The organism is Cupriavidus sp. WKF15, from assembly GCF_029278605.1.
In the GTDB taxonomy this organism is placed as follows: Bacteria; Pseudomonadota; Gammaproteobacteria; order Burkholderiales; family Burkholderiaceae; genus Cupriavidus.
Window position 1 is genome coordinate 2,230,305 of record NZ_CP119573.1, and the last position, 18,470, is coordinate 2,248,774.

Below are 18,470 nucleotides of genomic sequence, written 5' to 3' on the forward strand. Positions count from 1 at the left end.
CTGCACCGCTGATCCGGTTGCGCCACATGGCCGCACGCGCGACCGTCCAGGCCGCGGGAACGAAGCTTGCGGTGATATCTGCAAGGGCCGGCCCGGCCGGCGCAATCCGGAGGACACCGCCATGAACACTCGCGTGCGCGCCAAGCTTGCATCCACGGCGCCAGCCGTGGCAGCCGCGCTGCTGTTCGCCGGCAGCGCTATCCACCCTATCCATGCCGCTCCCACGGATCCGGTCCCGGCGCCGTCATCGCCAGGCCGCACCGCCGAGCCGCGCGATACCCAGGCCGGCAGCGACCGTGCCATCACGACCGAAGTCCGGGCGCGCCTGGCGTCGAGCCGGGGCCTGGACCCGGCCAGTATCCGGGTCAGCACGACCGACGGCGTGGTACGACTGGAAGGCACTGTGCGCGATGACGCACAACGGGCGCGTGTGATGGACATGGCGCGCAGTGTTCGCGGCGTGACCGCGGTGTCCGACGAACTGAAGGCCCGTACCGACTAGCCAGGATTCAGGAGGCCAAGGCAAATGAGCACGCACCGCCAGCATGAGCATGACAATCAGCGCGACCTGAAGCGGACTTCACACAAGGGACCCGATGTCGACCACGAGCGCGGCAAGCCCGGCCGCGAGCCCCGCCGCGACGTGGAGCGCGAACACGACACTCCCGACGAGAACGGCGAGCCGCCATCGGTACGCCGCGGCGGCGACCCCGAGGCCACTGAGCCGCCGGTCGAGAACACCTGAATGTCTGAATGGCAACAGGAGAGCAGGATGAGCAAGACCGTACGCACCGGGGGACGCGCAGACAGGCGCGCGTCCGCGGCTTCGCGGCCGCAAGCATCGGCCCCGTCAACGCGCAAGCGTAACGGTGAACGCCAGCGCAGCGACGCCCGCAGTGCCGCGCAGGCCACCGGTGGCAACGTGCCCAGCACGCTGGACCCGGACCTGACCGAGCCGGCAAAAGATATCGATGACGAACTGGCGCAGATCGAACGCGAGCGTCACGAGTCGCCTGATGAAGAGCTTCCCGAGGAAGCGATCAACGAAGATATTGAGCGGGCGGCCGAGCGCCTGCCCGCCGACGTGCCGGTCGACAAGGCCGATCGCACCGACGAGCGCGAGGAGCGTCCGCCTCCTCCACCGAAGTTCAGATAGCTCCGCGCGACACATCCGACAAATTCAAACGACACCGCCCCGGCATTGCCGGGGCGGTGCTGTGACACGGGCGGCCTACTCCTCCGTCTACTCCGAGGCCAGCATGCCATAGCGGTGGACGTGGATATGATTGAGCACCTCGCGCACGCCAAACACTGACTCGGCAATGTCCTCGATCTCGTACTTGCTGCGCCGGTCGTTCACCGTGCCTTCCATCGTCACCACGCCGTCGCGCACATGGACCGTCACCTCGCTCACATCGAGCCCATGTTCGTGCGCCAGCCGCGTGCACACATCGTCCTCGATACGGTCGTCCGCGCGGCGATAGTTGCGCGGCCCTTCGCTGCGGCGGTAACCGGCATGGCCGCGGCCATAACCGCGCTCGCGTTCTCGTTGTTCATCCAGGCCATACATGGGATAGCGCCCCGGCTCACGACGCGGATCGGGGCGCCCGTCGCCGGACCGCTCTTGCCGGGAAGACCCGGAGGCGGGCCAACGCCACTCTTCGACATAGAGCCCCATCCATTCCTCGTCGGGCCCCCTGTCCTGCCCGCCCCAGGTGCCGCGCCCGATTTCGCGTGGCAGTCGTTCTTCGGGATTGCCGTGGCGGGCCGAGAGATGGCGCATGCGTTCGGTGCGCTCGTGCGCCGGCAAATCGCTGTAGCCCTGCTCATTGCTGCCGTACTGGCGCTGGGGCGGCCTGCGCAGGTATTCGTCGTCGCCGCGCGGATAGTCGTCATCACGGCGACGATCGGAATAGTCGCTTCGTCTCATGGGGTGATCTCCTTTGCCTCGCCGCGGGCGCAATGGCAATGATTTCAAGCAGCGGTAAGAACGACCGCGTGACGCGGCGACGCGTCAGCGGCTGTCCATGGCTGCTCAGGCCCCGTCCAGGAAATTGCTGGGCCGCCCCATCGGCCGCCCGAGGTTCGGGCTGGCCCACTGCGCGCCACTGGTATAGGGGTCAGGCGTGCGCTGCTGCATGGTGCCAGGCATATTCACGTCCGGTTGCATTGGCGTGGCGCCGGGCTGTGCTGGCATGGTGGAGGGCTGCGATTCGGGGGCAAGGTCCTGGCGCGTGGACGCATTGGCGCCCTGCGAATAAGGATCGAACCTGTCGCCTACGCGTCCGCCCTGCGTATAGGGATCGGCGGGGCCGCGCGGCGCTGCCGGCGTCTGCGCCATGGCGGGCATCGCTGCCGCGGCGAGCACCGCGGCCAACAGCACGCGGCTCGGTCGTAAATGCTTCATGGTTACCTCCGTTCGCGCGCAAAAGTGCACGCCTGTCGCCTCTATCTAGCGAAAGGCATGCCCGACGGAGGGAACATGTGGCGCACGTAGTGCACCCGAGCCGGAAGCAGAAGCCAGGCCCACGACTGTTGCGGGCAGGGCCTGCCGCACGGCCCTGCCGGCCTGTTCGGTTGCCGGCCTGTTCGGTTGCCGGCATTCAGCGGCTGCCGGCATTCAGCCGACGCTGGCGCGTACCGGTTCCTCGGTGCGGCCCAGCACGGGCACCAGCGCCGCGCCGGTGTGGCTGGCGGGCATGCGCGACAGCGATTCCGGATCGGTCGCGCCGACAATGGTGCCGCCACCCGCCCCCCCTTCCGGGCCAAGGTCGATGATCCAGTCGGCCTCGGCAATCACGTCAAGGTCATGCTCGATCACCACCACGCTGTGGCCGCCGTCGGTCAGCCGGTGCAGCACACGGATCAGGCGGGCTACGTCGGCCATGTGCAGCCCAACGGTCGGCTCGTCCAGCACGTACAGCGTGTGCGGCGCCTTCTGCCCGCGCCGCGTGATGTCATCGCGCACCTTGCTCAGCTCCGTGACCAGCTTGATGCGCTGTGCTTCGCCGCCCGACAGCGTGGGCGAGGGCTGGCCGAGCGTCAGGTAGCCCAGGCCCACGTCCTTCATGAGCTGCAGCGGATGGGCAATGTTCGACATCGCGGAGAAGAACTCCACCGCTTCGTCGATCTCCATCGTCAGCACCTCGCCGATGTTCTTGCCGCGCCAGGTCACGGCCAGGGTCTCGGGGTTGAAGCGCTGGCCGTGGCAGACATCGCACGGCACTTTCACGTCCGGCAGGAAGCTCATGCCGATGGTGCGCACGCCCTGCCCCTCGCAGGCCGGGCAGCGGCCGTCGCCGGTATTGAACGAGAAGCGCGATGCGGTGTAGCCGCGCGCACGCGCTTCGAGCGTGTCGGCGAACAGGCGGCGAATGGTGTCCCACACGCCGATATACGTCGCCGGGCACGAGCGCGGTGTCTTGCCGATGGGCGTCTGGTCGACTTCCAGCACGCGATCGATCGATTCCCAACCCGTGATCGATTCGCAGCCGTACCAGTCGTGTTCGACCTTCAGCGTCTTCTTTTCCGCGCGGGCTCCCCTGGCGCTGGCCTCCTGCCGCGCGGCGTTGCGCGCGCGGCGCGTAGCCGGCGACGACAGCACCGAGCGGCCCACCGCATCGAGCAGGTTGGTCATCAGCACATCGCGCGCGAGCGTCGACTTGCCCGAACCGCTGACGCCCGTGATGGCGACCAGGCGCGACAGCGGAATGCGCGCCGTGACATCGCGCAGGTTGTGCAGCGCCGCCCCGTGGACGGTGAGCCATTCGGGCGGATCGGCCGGCTTGCCGGCGGCACCGGGACTGACTGTGCGCCGCGCCTGCAGCGGATGGACGATGGGCCGTGCCAGGAACTGTCCTGTGGTGGAATCCGCCGCGGCGGCGAGGTCCGCTACGCCGCCCTGCGCCACGAGCGTGCCGCCGCGCTTGCCTGCGCCCGGGCCGATATCGATGATGTGGTCGGCGCGGCGAATGGTGTCTTCGTCGTGCTCCACCACCACCAGCGTATTGCCCTTGTCGCCGAGCTTGCGCAACGCATCGAGCAGGATCTGGTTGTCGCGCGGATGCAGGCCGATGGTGGGTTCATCCAGCACATAGCACACGCCCTGCAGGTTGCTGCCCAGCTGCGCGGCCAGGCGGATGCGTTGCGCCTCGCCGCCCGACAGGCTCGGCGCGGCACGGTCCAGGCTCAGGTAGCCGAGGCCGACTTCCTCCAGGAACTGCAGGCGGCTGCCGATCTCGCTGATCACGTCGCGCGCGATGTCGGCGTCGCGGCCCGTGAGGCGCAGGCCGTCGACCCAGCGACGCGTGTCCGAGACCGTCCACTGCGCCACGTCGACAATCGCGTTGTCGTCGAACGTCACGGCGCGCGCGACCGGGTTCAGGCGCGTGCCGTGGCAGTCCGGACACGGGGTATCGCCCACGCCTTCCGGCTCCTGCTCCTCGGACGGCAGGCTCTGTTCGCGGCCGCGGTCGTCGCCGGCCAGCACGGTGTCATCGAACACCGCGCGCTGCTCGCGCGTCAGCGTCAGGCCCGTCCCCACGCAGGTGGAGCACCAGCCATGCTTGCTGTTGTACGAGAACATGCGCGGATCCAGCTCGGGATAGCTGGTGCCGCAGACCGGGCAGGCGCGCCTGGTGGAAAACACCTTGACCTCGCCCACGTGCGCGGTGCCGTCGCCGTTGTGCATGGCGTCGTGCAGGCCGTCGAGCGGCGCCAGCAGGTGCATCACGCCCTTGCCGGCTTCGAGCGCCTGCGCCAGCAGTGCGCGCAGCTGGCCTTCGTTCTCCGGGGAGACCACCAGGTCGCCCACGGGCAGCTCGATGGTGTGCTCGCGGAAGCGGTCAAGCCGCGGCCACGGATCGACCGGCAGGAACTCGCCATCCACGCGCAGGTGCGTGTTGCCGCGCGCCTTGGCCCATTTGGCGAGATCGGTATAGACGCCCTTGCGGTTAACCACCAGCGGCGCGAGCAAGCCGACATGCTCGCCGCGATGGTCGCGCAGGAGTTGCGCGGCAATCGAGTCGGGGCTTTGCGAAGTCACCGGCGCGCCGTCATGCACGCAGTGCTGGATGCCGAGCTTCACATACAGCAGGCGCAGGAAGTGCCAGACTTCCGACGTGGTCGCGACCGTGCTCTTGCGGCCGCCGCGCGACAGGCGCTGCTCGATCGCGACGGTCGGCGGAATGCCGTAGACCGCATCGACTTCCGGCCGGCCCGCGGGCTGCACGATCGAACGCGCATAGGCATTGAGCGACTCCAGGTAGCGGCGCTGCCCCTCGTGGAACAGGATGTCGAACGCGAGCGTCGACTTGCCCGAACCGGATACGCCGGTCACGACGTTGAACTTGCCGTGCGGGATGTCAACGTTGAGCGACTTCAGGTTGTGTTCGTGCGCGTTGACGATGCGCACCACGTCCTCGCCCTCGATCGCGCGGCGCGCGCGCCGGGCCTGAAGTGCGGCCTGCAGCGGCACGCCATCGCTCTCGGCGCGTTCCGCGGCCAGCGTGCCCGCTTCACCGAGCGCGGCGTCATAGTGGATCAGCGCCTGGCCGGTATGCGATTCGGCGCAGCGCTTCACGTCCTCGGGCGTGCCGGTGCAGACCACGCGGCCGCCGGCATCGCCGCCTTCCGGGCCGAGGTCGATCAGCCAGTCGGCGGCACGCACCACGTCCAGGTTGTGCTCGATCACCACCAGCGAATGGCCGCCGTCCAGCAGCTTGCCGAACGCGCGCATGAGCTTGGCGATGTCGTCGAAGTGCAGGCCCGTGGTGGGCTCGTCGAACATGAACAGGCGCTTGGGCGAGGTGTCGGGCCGGATCACCCGGCCCTTGGGCTGCGCCGCCTGCGCGGCTTCGGCCAGGAAGCCCGCCAGCTTGAGGCGCTGCGCCTCGCCGCCGGACAGCGTGGGCACGGGCTGGCCGAGCTTCACGTACTCCAGGCCGACGTCGACGATGGGCTGCAGCACGCGCAGTACGGCGGCATCGCCAGCGAAGTAGGACGCCGCCTCGGACACGGTCAGTTCGAGCACGTCGGCCACGCTCAGCGCGCGCGGCGGCTGTCCGGGCAAGGCGCGCTCGATCTTCACCTCCAGCACTTCGGGACGGTAGCGGCTGCCGTCGCAGTCCGGGCAGCGCAGGTAGACGTCGCTGAGGAACTGCATCTCGACATGCTCGAAGCCCGAGCCGCCGCAGGTGGGGCAGCGCCCGTCGCCGGAGTTGAAACTGAAGGTGCCCGCCGTATAGCTGCGCTGCACGGCCATGGGCGCCTTGGCGAAGATCTTGCGGATCTCGTCGAACGCCCCCACGTAGCTGGCCGGGTTGGAACGCGCGGTCTTGCCGATCGGCGACTGGTCGACGAACACCACGTCATCGACGAGGTCCGCGCCGCGCAGCGCGCGGTGCGTGCCGGGCGCTTCGGTGGCCTTGCCGAAATGGCGTGCCATGGCCGGGTGCAGGACGTCCTGCAGCAGCGTGGACTTGCCAGAGCCGGATACGCCCGTCACGCACACCAGGCGCTGCAGCGGGATTTCCACCGTCACGTCCTGCAGGTTGTGCTCGGTCGCGCCTTCCAGCACGATGCGCGGCACGGTGGCATCGACCGGCCGGCGCTGCCAGTGCGAGGCATCGGCCACGCGCCGGCGGCCGCCCAGGTAGTCGCCGGTCAGCGTGCCTGCGCCGCGGATGTCCTTGGGCGTGCCGTCGAAGATGATGGTACCGCCGCGCTCGCCCGGCCCGGGGCCCATGTCGATCAGGCGGTCGGCGGCCAGCATCACGGACGGATCGTGTTCGACCACCACCAGCGTGTTGCCGGCATCGCGCAGGCGGTGCATGGCCTCGACAATGCGGTTGAGGTCGCGCGGGTGCAGGCCGATGCTCGGCTCGTCGAGCACGAACAGCGTGTTGACCAGCGACGTGCCGAGCGCCGTGGTGAGGTTGATGCGCTGCACCTCGCCGCCCGACAGCGTGCGGCTCTGGCGGTCCAGCGTCAGGTAGCCGAGGCCCACGTCGCACAGGTACCTGAGCCGCGTGCGGACTTCCGCGAGCAGCAGCTTGAGCGCATCGTCGAGCATGCTGCTGGGCAGCGTCAGGTCATCGAAGAAGCGGCGGATGCGTGCGATCGGCATCAGCATCAGGTCATGCACGGTCAGGCCGGGCAAGGCTTCAAGCTGGGTACGGTCCCAGTCCACGCCGCGCGGCAGGAAGCGCTGCTGCGGCGCAAGTACGGCGTTGGCATTGTCCTTCGAACCCAGGCGCCACAACAGCGACTCGGTCTTCAGGCGGGCGCCGCCGCAGGTTTCGCACGGCGTGTAGCTGCGGTACTTGGACAGCAGCACGCGGATATGCATCTTGTACGCCTTGGACTCCAGGTAGCTGAAGAAGCGCATCACGCCGTACCACTGCTTGTTCCACTGCCCGTTCCAGTCGGGCGAGCCGTGCACGACCCAGTGGCGCTGGGCCTCGGTCAGCTCCGACCACGGCGTATCGCGCGGAATGTCGGCCTTGACCGCATAGCGCATCAGGTCGTCCTGGCATTCCTTCCACGCCGGCGTCTGCATTGGCTTGATGGCGCCCTGGCGCAGGGTCTTGCGCACGTCCGGAATGACCAGCCCGAGATCCACGCCGATCACGCGGCCAAACCCGCGGCAGGTCTCGCAGGCGCCATAGGCGGAGTTGAACGAGAAAAGCGCCGGCTGCGGATCGGCATAGCGCAGGTCGCTGTCGGGGCTGTGCAGGCCCGTGGAAAAGCGCCAGACCGGGCCATCGGCTTCATCGGCCAGGACATAGACGTTGACGCGGCCGCCGCCGCGCCGCAATGAGGCTTCGATCGCCTCCACCGCGCGGGCCTTCTCGACCGATCCGATGCGAAAGCGATCCGCTACGACGTCCAGCACCTTGCGCGTCCCGGTCGACGACTCGACCACGCGTTGCGCCTGCACGCGGGTATAGCCGCTGACCGACAGCCATTGCTGGACTTCCTCTTCAGTGGTCGATTCGGGCAGCTCGACCGGGAACGTCACCACCAGCCGCGCATCGTGATGGGGTTGGCCTGCAGCCGTGCGCGCGAGCAATTCCGCGTAAATCGTTTCAGGCGAGTCGTGCCGCACGAGCTGCGCGGTCTGCCGGTCGAACAGTTCCGCCGCGCGCGCATAGAGCAGCTTCAGGTGGTCGTTCAACTCGGTCATGGTGCCGACCGTCGAGCGCGAGCTGCGCACCGGGTTGGTCTGGTCAATCGCAATGGCCGGCGGTACGCCATCCACGCGCTCCACCTGCGGCCGATCCATCCGGTCGAGGAACTGGCGCGCATAGGCGCTGAACGTTTCCACGTAGCGCCGCTGGCCCTCGGCATAGAGCGTGTCGAACACCAGGCTGGACTTGCCCGAACCGGACGGCCCCGTCACCACCGTCATCTCGCCGGGGCGGAGATCGAGGTCGACATCCTTGAGGTTGTGCTGGCGGGCGCCCCGAATACGGATCAGCTGCTTGCTCGACACGTTTTTCTCTTTTGAATCAGAAGGTTATGCCACCCTCTCAGGATCATGGCGGCGCAAGAAAGCACCTTAGCACAGGCGCGATGATCCTTCGTCTGGCCCGGGTTCCCGAGGCCGGGCACCCGGCCGCACGCGGCGGCGAGAACTGTATATCCGTACAGTCTATCAGCCTGGACACAGATTCGTTGAAATGGAAAAACAAAAGTCTGGTGCGGAATGAACCCTGCCGTTCATCTCTGGGCATCGAAAGACAACGCCCCCGGGCGATGCCCAGGGGCGTATCTAATTCAGGGTCACGACGACCAGCATGCGCCGGTCGCTTTGGCCTAATCCAGCAAATGCCCCATCCGCGACCGCTTGGTCGCCAGGTATTTTTCGTTCTCGGCATTGGACGGCACGATATGCCGCAATTGCTCCTTCACGACGATGCCGGCTTTCTCGAGCGCCGCGGCCTTGAGCGGGTTGTTGCTCATCAGGCGCACCGACTTCACCCCCCACTGGTGCAGCAGGTCGGCGGCAAACGCGTAATTGCGCGCGTCGATGGCCTGGCCGAGTGCCAGGTTGGCGTCGACCGTATCAAGGCCGGTGTCCTGCAGCGCGTAGGCGCGGATCTTTTCAGCCAGGCCGATGCCGCGGCCTTCGTGGCCACGCAGGTACAGCAGGATGCCGCGTCCCTCGGCGGCGATCTTCTCCATCGCCAGTTCCAGCTGCGGGCCGCAGTCGCACCGGCAGGAACCGAACACATCACCGGTCAGGCACTCCGAATGCATGCGGATCAGCACATCTTCGCCCGTGATGTCTCCCACGCTGAGGGCCAGGTGCTCGGTGCCCGAATCCACGCCCTTGAAGGCGTGTGCCGTAAATTCGCCGAATCGGGTCGGCAGGCGCGCCGAATCAATCAGCGTAATCTCTGTGTCGTTCATACCGGTATTCAAGGAAATCAGGGGGCCGGCCGGGCCGGCGCCGCTCGACATTATGAGCGGAATTGTATCTTGACGCTTGCCGACGGCGCCGGCAGGCGCTTTGAACGGTTTGTTCAGAAGCGCGCAACAGCCTCGTCCAGGTGCCCTGAAGAGCAGGCCTATGGCGCGACCGAAGGCTCTCTTTTCAAGGTTCGGAGCACGAAGGTCGAACGGCTATGGCGCAGGCCCGGCAGCTTGTACAGCTTGTGCCGCAGGAACTCCTCGTAGCCTTCCGTGCCCGCCACAGCCACCTTGATCAGATAGTCATACTCGCCGGTCAGCAGATGGGCCTCCAGGACTTCGGGCAACTTGGCCAGCGCCTGGCCGAAGCGGTCGAGCATGTCGTCGTCGTGGCGTTCCAGCGTGACCTCGATCAGCACCGTATCCGGCAGCCCCAGCGCCTTCTGGTTCAGCAGCGCGGCATAACCCTCGATCACGCCGCTTTCTTCCAGCGCGCGCACGCGGTTCCAGCAGGGCGTGGCGGACAGGCCCACCTGCTCCGCGAGCCTGGCATTGGACAACCTGCCATCGCGCCGCAGCTCGCGCAGAATGCGGCGATCGACGTCATCGAGCTTGGGAACGATTGCCATGGGATATCTCCGCCTGAAGGAATAGTCTTTTGACAATTCTATTCCATGCAGATGATTCTTCCTCCATCTAATGAATTTGGCAGGTAATTCAGAAGCCAATTTTCCGGGTCTGCTGGTAAATTTACCTGACCGACACACTTGCCTCCCACGCCACATGCCTGCCACCTCCCATCCCACCTTGCGACTTGATTTCCGCCTCGCCGACGACGATCTCCTTGGCGCCATGGAATGGGTGCTGGCCAATGCGCGCCGCACCGGCCTGGCCCTGCAGCAGATGCGCTTTGATGCCTCGGCACGGCATCTGGTGAACGCCACACTGACCGCCGCCGATGCCGATCTGCTGCATCTGTTCGTCCGGCGCCTGAGCAATGGCATGGATGTGGAGATCCTGATGGCCGATTTCCGGGACGACGATCTCGTCGATTCCGGCGATGGCCTCCCTGCCCCGGCTGCCTTCGAAGCGGCCCTGGCGCTTCACGCCTGACCTGCCGGCTCAGTCGGGCGGCAGCAGCTCGATGCCGTCCAGTTGGGCGGCGCAGATATCGCGGACGATCGACACGAAGTCCGCCACATAAGGCCGCTGCGATATGGCCGCCGGGACCGTGGCGTACAACTCGCTCCACAGCCCCTTGGCGCCGATGCGCTTGGCCAGTACGTAGTCGTGATCGACGTAGTTCTTCACACCCCAGTTCGGCAGTGCCGCCACGCCGCGGCGGCTGGCCACCAGTTGCAGTACGGCCACGGTCAGCTCGGCAGTGCGCCGCTGCAGGCGGATTCCCGCAGGTTCCAGCACCTCGCGGATAAGGTCGATGCGCGCCTCGGGCACCGGGTAGGTGATCAGCGTCTCCCCGTCGAGATCCGCGGCTTCGATGCGCCGCTTGTTGCGTAGCCGGTGCTCGTTGGCCAGTACGGCCAGGATCTCGAAGCGGAACAGCGGCGCGACGTCCAGCCCGCGCCGCGTGGCCGGCATCGAGCCGATCACCATGTCGGCCCGGCCTTCGCCAAGCAAGGCGATCGGATCCGCGTGAAAGCCCGCCACCAGGTCGACCTCCACTTCCGGCCAGCGCCGGCGGAACTCGTCCATCACCGGCATCAGCCAGTCAAAGCAGGTGTGGCACTCCAGCACCACGCGCAACTCGCCGCGCGTGTCGCCCTTGAGCCGTTCGATATCGCGGTCGGCCGCGCTCACGGCGGCCAGTACCTCGCGCGCCAGCGCCAGCAGGCGTTCGCCGGCCGGCGTAAAGCGCAGCCCCTGGCGCGTGCGATCGAACAATGGCAGCCCGTAGTGCGCCTCGACCGCCTTGATCTGGTGGGACAGCGCCGACTGGCTCACGTGCACGCGTTCGGCAGCCGTGGCCAGCTTGCCGGACTCGGCGATGGCCACCAACGAGCGGAAATGCCTGACCTCGATCACGCCACGCCCCTCCCGCCGCCCCGTTGCATCCGCTTGATATGAAATTCGTTCATACTTTGTTTAAAACATGTCGCTTGATTCATTTTACGGCGAAACCGACACTGTGCGCCAGACAAGACCTTTGGGAGCATCGTCATGGCACGCACACACATCCTCGGCTTTCCGCGCATCGGCGCGCGCCGTGAACTGAAATTCGCGCAGGAGTCCTTCTGGCGCGACGAAAGCACGGAAGCGGACCTGCGCAGCGTGGCGTCCGCCCTGCGCAGCCGCCACTGGCAACTGCAGGCGGACAGCGGCCTGGACACGGTCGCCACCGGTGATTTCGCGTACTACGACCAGGTGCTGGGTCTCACGACGCTGCTCGGCGCGCTGCCGCGCCGTTTCGGCTTCGACCCGGCCAGCCTGACGCTGGCCCAGCATTTCGAACTGGCGCGCGGCAACCGCGAGCAGCCGGCCATGGAAATGACCAAGTGGTTCGATACGAACTACCACTACCTGGTACCGGAGCTGGACTCGGGCACCCGCTTCGACGGCGGCCCCGACTGGTTCTTCGAGGAGATCGAGGAAGCGCTGGCACTTGGCCTGAAGGCGCGCCCGGTGCTGATCGGACCGGTCACCTACCTGTGGCTGTCCAAGACCCATGAAGCCGGATTCGACAAGCTGTCGCTGTTGCCGCAACTGGTTCAGGCCTACCAGCGCATCCTCGCGCGCCTGCAGGCCCGTGGCATCGAATGGGTGCAGATCGACGAGCCGGCGCTGAGCCTGGACCTCGACGAGGGCTGGCTGAACGCCTACGACCGGGCCTACGCTGCACTGGCAGGATCCGGCGTGAAGCTGCTGCTTGCCACCTATTTCAACAGCGCAGCCGACCATGCCGCCCGTGCCGCCGCGCTGCCGGTGCAGGGCTTCCATATCGACCTGGTGCGTGCGCCCGCCCAGCTCGACGCCTGGCGCCGGGCGCTGCCGGCCGAGGCCGTGCTTTCCCTCGGCATCATCGACGGCCGCAATATCTGGCGTACCGACCTGCGCCGCGTGCTTGACACGCTGCGGCCGCTGCACGCCGAACTGGGCGAGCGTCTGTGGCTGGCGCCCTCGTGCTCGCTGTTGCACGTGCCCGTATCGCTCCAGCACGAGCTGCGCCTGGATGCCGAACTCAAGTCCTGGCTCGCGTTTGCCACGGAAAAGCTGGGCGAGCTGCGCGTGCTGGCCACGGCGCTGAACCAGGGAGAAGACACGGTCGCCACGCAGCTCGCTGCATCGGATGCCGTGCAGGCGTCGCGCCGCCAGTCGCGCCGCGTGGTCAACCCGCGTGTGCAGCAGCGCCTGGCCGCGGTCACGCCTGACATGGCCGAGCGCGCCAGCCCGTTCGACGCGCGCATCGAACGCCAGCGCCAGGCCCTGCAATTGCCGCTGCTGCCCACGACCACCATCGGCTCGTTCCCGCAGACCGCCGCCATCCGCCAGACGCGCGCCGCCTACAAGCGTGGCGACATCGGCGCGCTCGAGTACCTGCAGCGCATCCGCGGCGACATCGAGCTGGCCGTGCGCAAGCAGGAAGCGCTGGGCCTGGACGTGCTGGTCCACGGCGAAGCCGAGCGCAACGATATGGTCGAGTATTTCGGCGAGCAGCTGTGCGGCTACGCCTTCACGGAAAACGGCTGGGTGCAGAGCTACGGCTCGCGTTGCGTCAAGCCGCCCGTGATCTATGGCGACGTGTACCGCCCCGAGCCGATGACCGTGGATACCGCGCGCTATGCCCAGTCGCTGACCGAGCGCCCGATGAAGGGCATGCTGACCGGCCCGGTCACCATGCTGCAATGGTCCTTCGTGCGCGACGACCAGCCGCGCGCCGATACCGCGCGCCAGCTGGCACTGGCCATCCGCGACGAGGTCTGCGACCTGGAGCAGGCCGGCATCCGCGTGATCCAGATCGACGAGCCCGCGCTGCGCGAAGGCCTGCCGCTGCGCCGCGCCGACTGGGACGCCTACCTGGCGTGGGCGGTCACCGCGTTCCGGCTGTCGGCCGCGGGCGTAGCCGACCAGACCCAGATCCACACCCATATGTGCTATGCCGAGTTCAACGACATCCTGCCGTCGATCGCGGCCATGGACGCGGACGTGATCACGATCGAGACCTCGCGCTCGGCCATGGAGCTGCTGGAAGGCTTTGGCGACTTCGACTACCCGAACGAGATCGGACCGGGCGTCTATGACATCCACTCGCCGCGCGTGCCGTCGGTGGACGCCATGGAGAAACTGCTCGACCGCGCCTGCGAGGTGGTGCCGCCGCAGCGCCTGTGGGTCAATCCCGACTGCGGGTTGAAGACCCGCGGCTGGGAGGAGACCGAGGCCGCGCTGGCCAATATGGTGTCGGCGGCACGCAAGCTGCGCGGCCGCCTGGCCGGCCAGGACGTGCGCGCGTGGCAGCGCGTATCGCGCCAGCAAGCCATGCCGGCGGCACACCGTCACGGCGCGGACTGCTTCTGCAACGCGCGCGCTGCCTAAGCCCGCGGCGCCCGCGCCTGTGACCCGGGCGCCGCGTGTGCGGCGCTCTGTCACATTGCCGCAGTGGCCCGCGCTCCGTATCCTTGCCGGCTGTCGAATTAGATCCAGAGCACCGCGCCTGTTTCAGATGGGCGCCGATGTGCCGGCCAAGGGAAATCATGAAACGAGCCACACACTGGCGGCGCGCTGCGGCGCTGCCAGCCGCCGCATTGACCGGCGCTGCCATCGCGCAGACCGTTCCTGCCACGGGCACGGAGCCGGTCACGCTCCCCACGGTGACGGCCACCGCCAAAGCCGAGGGCTCGCTGACCGCGCCTGGCGTGGCAAAGCAGCGCGAATCGCTGTACCAGTCGGCCGGCTCGGTCGGCTTTGTCGATGCCGACACCTACGCCAACACCTACGCCAGCAACCTGCGCGATGTGCTCAAGGACGCGCCCGGCGTCTATGTGCAGGAGCGCTATGGCCAGGAACTGCGGCTGTCGATCCGCGGCTCCGGCATCGCGCGCGGCTTCCACACGCGCGGCCTGGAGATCCTCCAGGACGGCGTGCCGACCAACTTCGCCGACGGCAGCGGCGACTTCTACCAGATCGACCCGATCGGCCTGAACGCGGCCGAGGTCTACAAGGGCGGCAATGGCCTGGCGTACGGAAGCTCCACGCTCGGCGGCGCCATCAACTTCACCACGCCCACGGCCTTCACTGCCGATTCGCCCAACCAGATGCGCGTCGACGGTGGCAGCTTCGGCACCATCCGCGCGGCTGGGCAGGTGTCGCGCCAGATCGGCAATTTCGATTTCCTGGCCAACCTGAGCGTCGATCACTCCGAAGGCTACCGGGACCACGAACGCGGCCAGTATGAGCAGCTCAACGCCAACTTCGGCTACCGCTTCAGCCCGACGGTTGAAACCCGCTTCTATGTGGGCGCCTATGTCGTCGACCAGCTGCTGCCCGGCACCCTGTCGCTGCAAGATGCGCTGAACAACCCGGCCAAGGCCTCGGCCAGCGCGCTGGCCGGTGACCAGGCGCGCAACACGCGCACCGAACGGCTGGCCAACGTCACCACGGTCAAGCTCGACGGCGGCCAGCTGGATTTCTCCACCTGGGTCATCCACAAGAGCCTGTACCACCCGATCTTCCAGGTGATCGACCAGGACTACTGGACCTATGGCTTCGCGCCGCGCTATGCCGGAACGCAGACTGTCGGCGGCATGCGCAACGAGGTCATAGCCGGGGCAAGGTTCTTTGGCGGCAACAATGACGCGCGCCAGTACGTCAACATCTCGGGCAACCGCGGCGCGCAGACCCTCAACGCCAGGCAGGATGCCTACAACTACGAGGCCTACCTGGAAGACCGCCTCTACGTGGTGCCCACCGTCGCGCTGATGGCAGGTGCCAAGGCCTACTATAACGAACGCCGTTACAAGGATTTTGGCGGCCTGCCCGCCAACCCGGTACCCAAGGCCGACGACACCAGCTACAGCGGCGTGAACCCCAAGTTCGGTGTGCTGTGGGAGCCCGTCAAGGACATACAGGCCTTTGCCGACATCACGCGCAGCGCCGATGTGCCTGACTTCAGCGACCTCAACCAGACCATCAGCACAACCACGCAGTTCGTGCCGCTGTCCGCCCAGCATGGCTGGACGCTGGAACTGGGGAGCCGCGGGCGCCGCGAACGGCTGGCGTGGGACTTCACGCTGTACCGCTCGCTGGTGCGCGACCAGCTGCTGCAATACACGACCAACCCGAACGTGCCGGCCGCCACCTTCAACGCCAACCGCACCACGCTGCAGGGCGTGGAGCTGGGGCTGAGCGCCGACCTGCTGCAGAACGTGGCCACCACGGCCGACAAGGTCACACTGTCGCAACTGTGGAATTACAGCGATTTCCGCTTTGACAATGATCCGCAGTATGGCAACAACCGTATTGCCGGTGTGCCCGAGCACGTGCTGCGCACCACGCTGGCCTACAGCCAGGCGTCGGGGCTGCGCATTGCGGGCACCCTCGACTGGGTCCCGACCGGCGCCTTCGTCGACTACGCGAATACCCTGAAGGTGCCTTCCTACGTGCTGTTCGGCGTGCAGGCCAGCTACGACTTCAAGCATGGCCTGACGGTGTTCCTGGATGCGCGCAATCTTGGCAACAAGCGCTATGTGAGTGACTTCAGCACGGTCACTGACGCGCGAACCGCTAATACGGTGGTGTTCTATCCGGGCGCCGGGCGGGCGGTTTATGCGGGGGTGAGATACAAGTTCTGAACGGATTGCGCTGGAGGGGTTTTGTGGTGGGGATTGGGCTGTCGTGCTTGGCAGGCGCCGCTGTTTCGCCGGCGTAGCCGGCGACCTGCTTCTTGTCCGAGCGACAAGAAGCAGGCAGGAAGCGCGTCGCCTGGCGGCTGGCCATCAACGATACGCTTCTTTGTTCAAGCGGCTTTGGTCTCGCGATGCGTGGTTGCCCGTTCGGGCCTGCTACGCATAGTGATTCCGAACCAGTGCCTGCGATAACCGGCTCTTGTACGATCCCCATGTAGGGCTCGGGTACAGCGTTCCAAGAGCGTCAGTGGTGGGACGCCTGCGGCTGCGCTGCGCGCACGTCCTAGTCGGTGTGCGGGGGGCATCATCGTCGCCAGTGCCGACGGTTCGGTTTCTCTGCTTCGTTGTGGCGCCGATTGCCTGCGGCCTGGGTGCTCAGACTAGGGCTCTGCGCGTAGCGCAGCCGAAGGCGATTACACGATGTCGGTAGCAGGAGGGACCACGGACAGTTTCGGGGCTCGTTCAATCATTGCCTGAAGGCCTACCGGCGGACGCGCACCACGCGGCAGGCAGCCAGGCACACTCTGAAGTTCATCCCCGTACAACACCCGCAGCACACTACGATCAATATTCGCCCGCTAGGGCAAGTAAACGCGCTTTTTGGTTACTTTTTGTCGCTCGGACAAAAAGTGACTCGCCGGCTACGCCGGCGAAACAGCGGCGCCCGCCAAGCACGACACGCCAATCCGGACCAGATAACCCCGCCGGCTACGCCGGCGATACAGCGGCGCCTGCCAAGCACAACAACCCCGTTGCAACCGGCGACCCACCTAAACTCAATTCGCCCTCTCAACCGCCGGCGGCATCCACGTGCCATCGAGCAGCGCCTGTTCCGGCCAGTAGGCACGCAATGTCATATTGAGCGCATCGGGCGGCGCCGGCAGCCAGTTAGCCACCTTGGCGCGCTCCGGGCGCTCATGCTGGATATAGATATCGAGCGAACCGTCGCGGTTGTAGCGCAAGCGGTCCCGGCTGCCGATGGCGTAGCGGCCGATCGGATTCTCGACGAAGGCCTGGCGCTGGTTGTACAGCGACAGCGACCAAAATGCCCTGGCGGGTGGGAGCTGGTCCTTGGCAAAGTGCAGCACATAGCTGGAACTGCCTTGCAGCGCCTTGCCCGCGGCATCGGTCCGGGTCGAGGCATAGATCGCGTCTTCCGGCAGGTTGGCGCCAAGCCCGACCATGGCGGTGACCGCGCGGCGCCCGTAGTTGGTGCCGTAGTTGCCCAGATCACGGTGCATGACCCAGCCGTTGCCGGCATCGGCGTTGCCCTTGCGGGACATCTCGGAGATCGCCTGCAGCGCGGCGGTGGCCCCTTCCTGCACGGCGCGCGCGGTGGCGGGTTCGAGCACCGTGGTCTTGAACGGTACGCCCGGCTCCAGTCCCATGCGGCGCATTTTCTCCACCATGGCGGCGTCGGCCGCGGCGGGCGGATTGGCGGGCAACAGGCTGGCGAACCGGCTGAAGAACGCCTGCGCGTCCATGGCCGCGACCTGCTCGACCGGCGGGGTCTGCGTGTCCAGCGTCGGCGAACGCGGCGCCGGCTTTTCCTGCGCCGCGCGCACCCCCATCTGCCAGGCGGACAGCGGCGTCAGCCGGTACTGGTCCTGCAGCCGGTGCACGGCGGGGAAATCCTTCTTGCCGTTGGCCTGCGTGCGCCCGAGCAGCCAGACCATGGCCGTGGGCGACTGGATCTGCTTCATGCCCTTGGGCAACGGCCCTTCCCAGCCCGGGCCGGTGATGACGAAATTGCCACGCTGCGTGCCGGTGGTGCGTTTGCCAGGCGAGGCAAAGACGTTGGTCCACGCGTCCATCATCGGCATCAGGTAGTAGCGGCCGCGGGTATCGGGCACGGACAGCACCACGGGCTCCCTGGACAAGTCCAGCCAGGCCGATGAATACAGCGTGTCGGCATTGGGGGTGACCACTTCAGTGAAGCTGGCATCCGGGAAAGTGCGCTTGTGGCTGAAGGTGTTCGGGGGCGTGCGCACGCTCATCAGCTCGCGTGTCACGTCCATCAGCACCAGCGGGTAGGCGTAGGTGAAGATCTCGGCGGACAGGGCCTTCATGGCCTGGTTCGACGGCGACTGAACGGCGGCAAGCGGCGCCGTGGCCGGTTCATGCGTGCTGGAGCAAGCGCCGAGGAGGACGGCAAGCGCCGCGACGCCCGCCATTTGGCGGATGGAAGGATTCATGACC

The 18,470-nt window shown here is 66.9% G+C and carries 13 protein-coding genes; 6 read left to right on the top strand and 7 right to left on the bottom strand.

The genetic code is table 11. From position 1 onward, the window contains the following. The first annotated feature begins 121 nt into the window (after positions 1–121). From CupriaWKF_RS27510 to CupriaWKF_RS27520, 3 genes are read left to right on the top strand one after another with little or no spacing between them, the layout of a single operon-like run. On the top strand, positions 122–502 hold the full coding sequence (locus CupriaWKF_RS27510) for a BON domain-containing protein (RefSeq protein WP_276101590.1): 381 nt from the start codon (positions 122–124) through the stop codon (positions 500–502). Between the two features lie 24 nt (positions 503–526). Next, on the top strand, positions 527–745 hold the full coding sequence (locus tag CupriaWKF_RS27515) for a hypothetical protein (RefSeq protein WP_276101591.1): 219 nt from the start codon (positions 527–529) through the stop codon (positions 743–745). Positions 746–772: 27 nt separating this feature from the next. Then, entirely contained in the window at positions 773–1,156 is a 384-nt protein-coding gene (locus CupriaWKF_RS27520; protein WP_276101592.1) for a hypothetical protein, read from the top strand. An 87-nt stretch (positions 1,157–1,243) separates the two neighbouring features. Here CupriaWKF_RS27520 and CupriaWKF_RS27525 read toward each other — a convergent pair whose 3' ends face one another. From CupriaWKF_RS27525 to CupriaWKF_RS27545, 5 genes are all read right to left on the bottom strand, one after another. Then, positions 1,244–1,930, bottom strand: coding sequence for a BON domain-containing protein (locus CupriaWKF_RS27525; RefSeq protein ID WP_276101593.1), 687 nt, complete (start codon positions 1,928–1,930; stop codon positions 1,244–1,246). A 105-nt stretch (positions 1,931–2,035) separates the two neighbouring features. Beyond that, positions 2,036–2,407: an endonuclease gene (locus CupriaWKF_RS27530; RefSeq protein ID WP_276101594.1), complete on the bottom strand. Its 372-nt coding sequence runs from the start codon at positions 2,405–2,407 to the stop codon at positions 2,036–2,038. 213 nt (positions 2,408–2,620) lie between these two features. Continuing rightward, positions 2,621–8,494 (bottom strand): excinuclease ABC subunit UvrA, encoded by a 5,874-nt coding sequence (gene uvrA, locus CupriaWKF_RS27535; protein ID WP_276101595.1) that lies wholly within the window; start codon positions 8,492–8,494, stop codon positions 2,621–2,623. Positions 8,495–8,817: 323 nt separating this feature from the next. Next, a complete protein-coding gene (gene ribA / locus CupriaWKF_RS27540) occupies positions 8,818–9,414 on the bottom strand; it encodes a GTP cyclohydrolase II (RefSeq protein ID WP_276101596.1) in 597 nt (198 codons plus the stop codon). A 158-nt stretch (positions 9,415–9,572) separates the two neighbouring features. Beyond that, positions 9,573–10,043 (bottom strand): Lrp/AsnC family transcriptional regulator, encoded by a 471-nt coding sequence (locus CupriaWKF_RS27545; RefSeq protein ID WP_276101597.1) that lies wholly within the window; start codon positions 10,041–10,043, stop codon positions 9,573–9,575. A gap of 223 nt (positions 10,044–10,266) precedes the next feature. On the opposite strand from CupriaWKF_RS27545, the gene CupriaWKF_RS27550 reads away from it, so the two are divergent. Continuing rightward, entirely contained in the window at positions 10,267–10,527 is a 261-nt protein-coding gene (locus CupriaWKF_RS27550; protein WP_346348610.1) for an AsnC family transcriptional regulator, read from the top strand. Between the two features lie 9 nt (positions 10,528–10,536). On the opposite strand, the gene CupriaWKF_RS27555 is transcribed toward CupriaWKF_RS27550, so the two are convergent. After that, complete coding sequence (locus CupriaWKF_RS27555; protein WP_276101599.1) at positions 10,537–11,457, bottom strand: LysR family transcriptional regulator; 921 nt, start codon at positions 11,455–11,457, stop codon at positions 10,537–10,539. Between the two features lie 135 nt (positions 11,458–11,592). On the opposite strand from CupriaWKF_RS27555, the gene metE reads away from it, so the two are divergent. Then, positions 11,593–13,962 (top strand): 5-methyltetrahydropteroyltriglutamate--homocysteine S-methyltransferase, encoded by a 2,370-nt coding sequence (gene metE, locus CupriaWKF_RS27560; RefSeq protein ID WP_276101600.1) that lies wholly within the window; start codon positions 11,593–11,595, stop codon positions 13,960–13,962. A gap of 158 nt (positions 13,963–14,120) precedes the next feature. Then, a complete protein-coding gene (locus CupriaWKF_RS27565; RefSeq protein WP_276101601.1) occupies positions 14,121–16,217 on the top strand; it encodes a TonB-dependent receptor in 2,097 nt (698 codons plus the stop codon). 830 nt (positions 16,218–17,047) lie between these two features. Here the strand turns inward: CupriaWKF_RS27565 and CupriaWKF_RS27570 are convergent. After that, positions 17,048–18,466, bottom strand: coding sequence for a DUF1254 domain-containing protein (locus CupriaWKF_RS27570; RefSeq protein ID WP_276101602.1), 1,419 nt, complete (start codon positions 18,464–18,466; stop codon positions 17,048–17,050). Positions 18,467–18,470: the final 4 nt, after the last annotated feature.

Excerpts from the sequence above, each read along its gene's own strand:
- CupriaWKF_RS27515 (WP_276101591.1), top strand. The coding sequence starts at position 527 with ATGAGCACGCACCGCCAGCATGAGCATGACAATCAGCGCGACCTGAAG.
- metE (WP_276101600.1), top strand. The coding sequence starts at position 11,593 with ATGGCACGCACACACATCCTCGGCTTTCCGCGCATCGGCGCGCGCCGT.
- CupriaWKF_RS27520 (WP_276101592.1), top strand. The coding sequence starts at position 773 with ATGAGCAAGACCGTACGCACCGGGGGACGCGCAGACAGGCGCGCGTCC.
- CupriaWKF_RS27525 (WP_276101593.1), bottom strand. The coding sequence starts at position 1,930 with ATGAGACGAAGCGACTATTCCGATCGTCGCCGTGATGACGACTATCCG.
- CupriaWKF_RS27510 (WP_276101590.1), top strand. The coding sequence starts at position 122 with ATGAACACTCGCGTGCGCGCCAAGCTTGCATCCACGGCGCCAGCCGTG.
- CupriaWKF_RS27565 (WP_276101601.1), top strand. The coding sequence starts at position 14,121 with ATGAAACGAGCCACACACTGGCGGCGCGCTGCGGCGCTGCCAGCCGCC.
- CupriaWKF_RS27570 (WP_276101602.1), bottom strand. The coding sequence starts at position 18,466 with ATGAATCCTTCCATCCGCCAAATGGCGGGCGTCGCGGCGCTTGCCGTC.
- CupriaWKF_RS27530 (WP_276101594.1), bottom strand. The coding sequence starts at position 2,407 with ATGAAGCATTTACGACCGAGCCGCGTGCTGTTGGCCGCGGTGCTCGCC.
- CupriaWKF_RS27550 (WP_346348610.1), top strand. The coding sequence starts at position 10,267 with ATGGAATGGGTGCTGGCCAATGCGCGCCGCACCGGCCTGGCCCTGCAG.
- ribA (WP_276101596.1), bottom strand. The coding sequence starts at position 9,414 with ATGAACGACACAGAGATTACGCTGATTGATTCGGCGCGCCTGCCGACC.
- CupriaWKF_RS27545 (WP_276101597.1), bottom strand. The coding sequence starts at position 10,043 with ATGGCAATCGTTCCCAAGCTCGATGACGTCGATCGCCGCATTCTGCGC.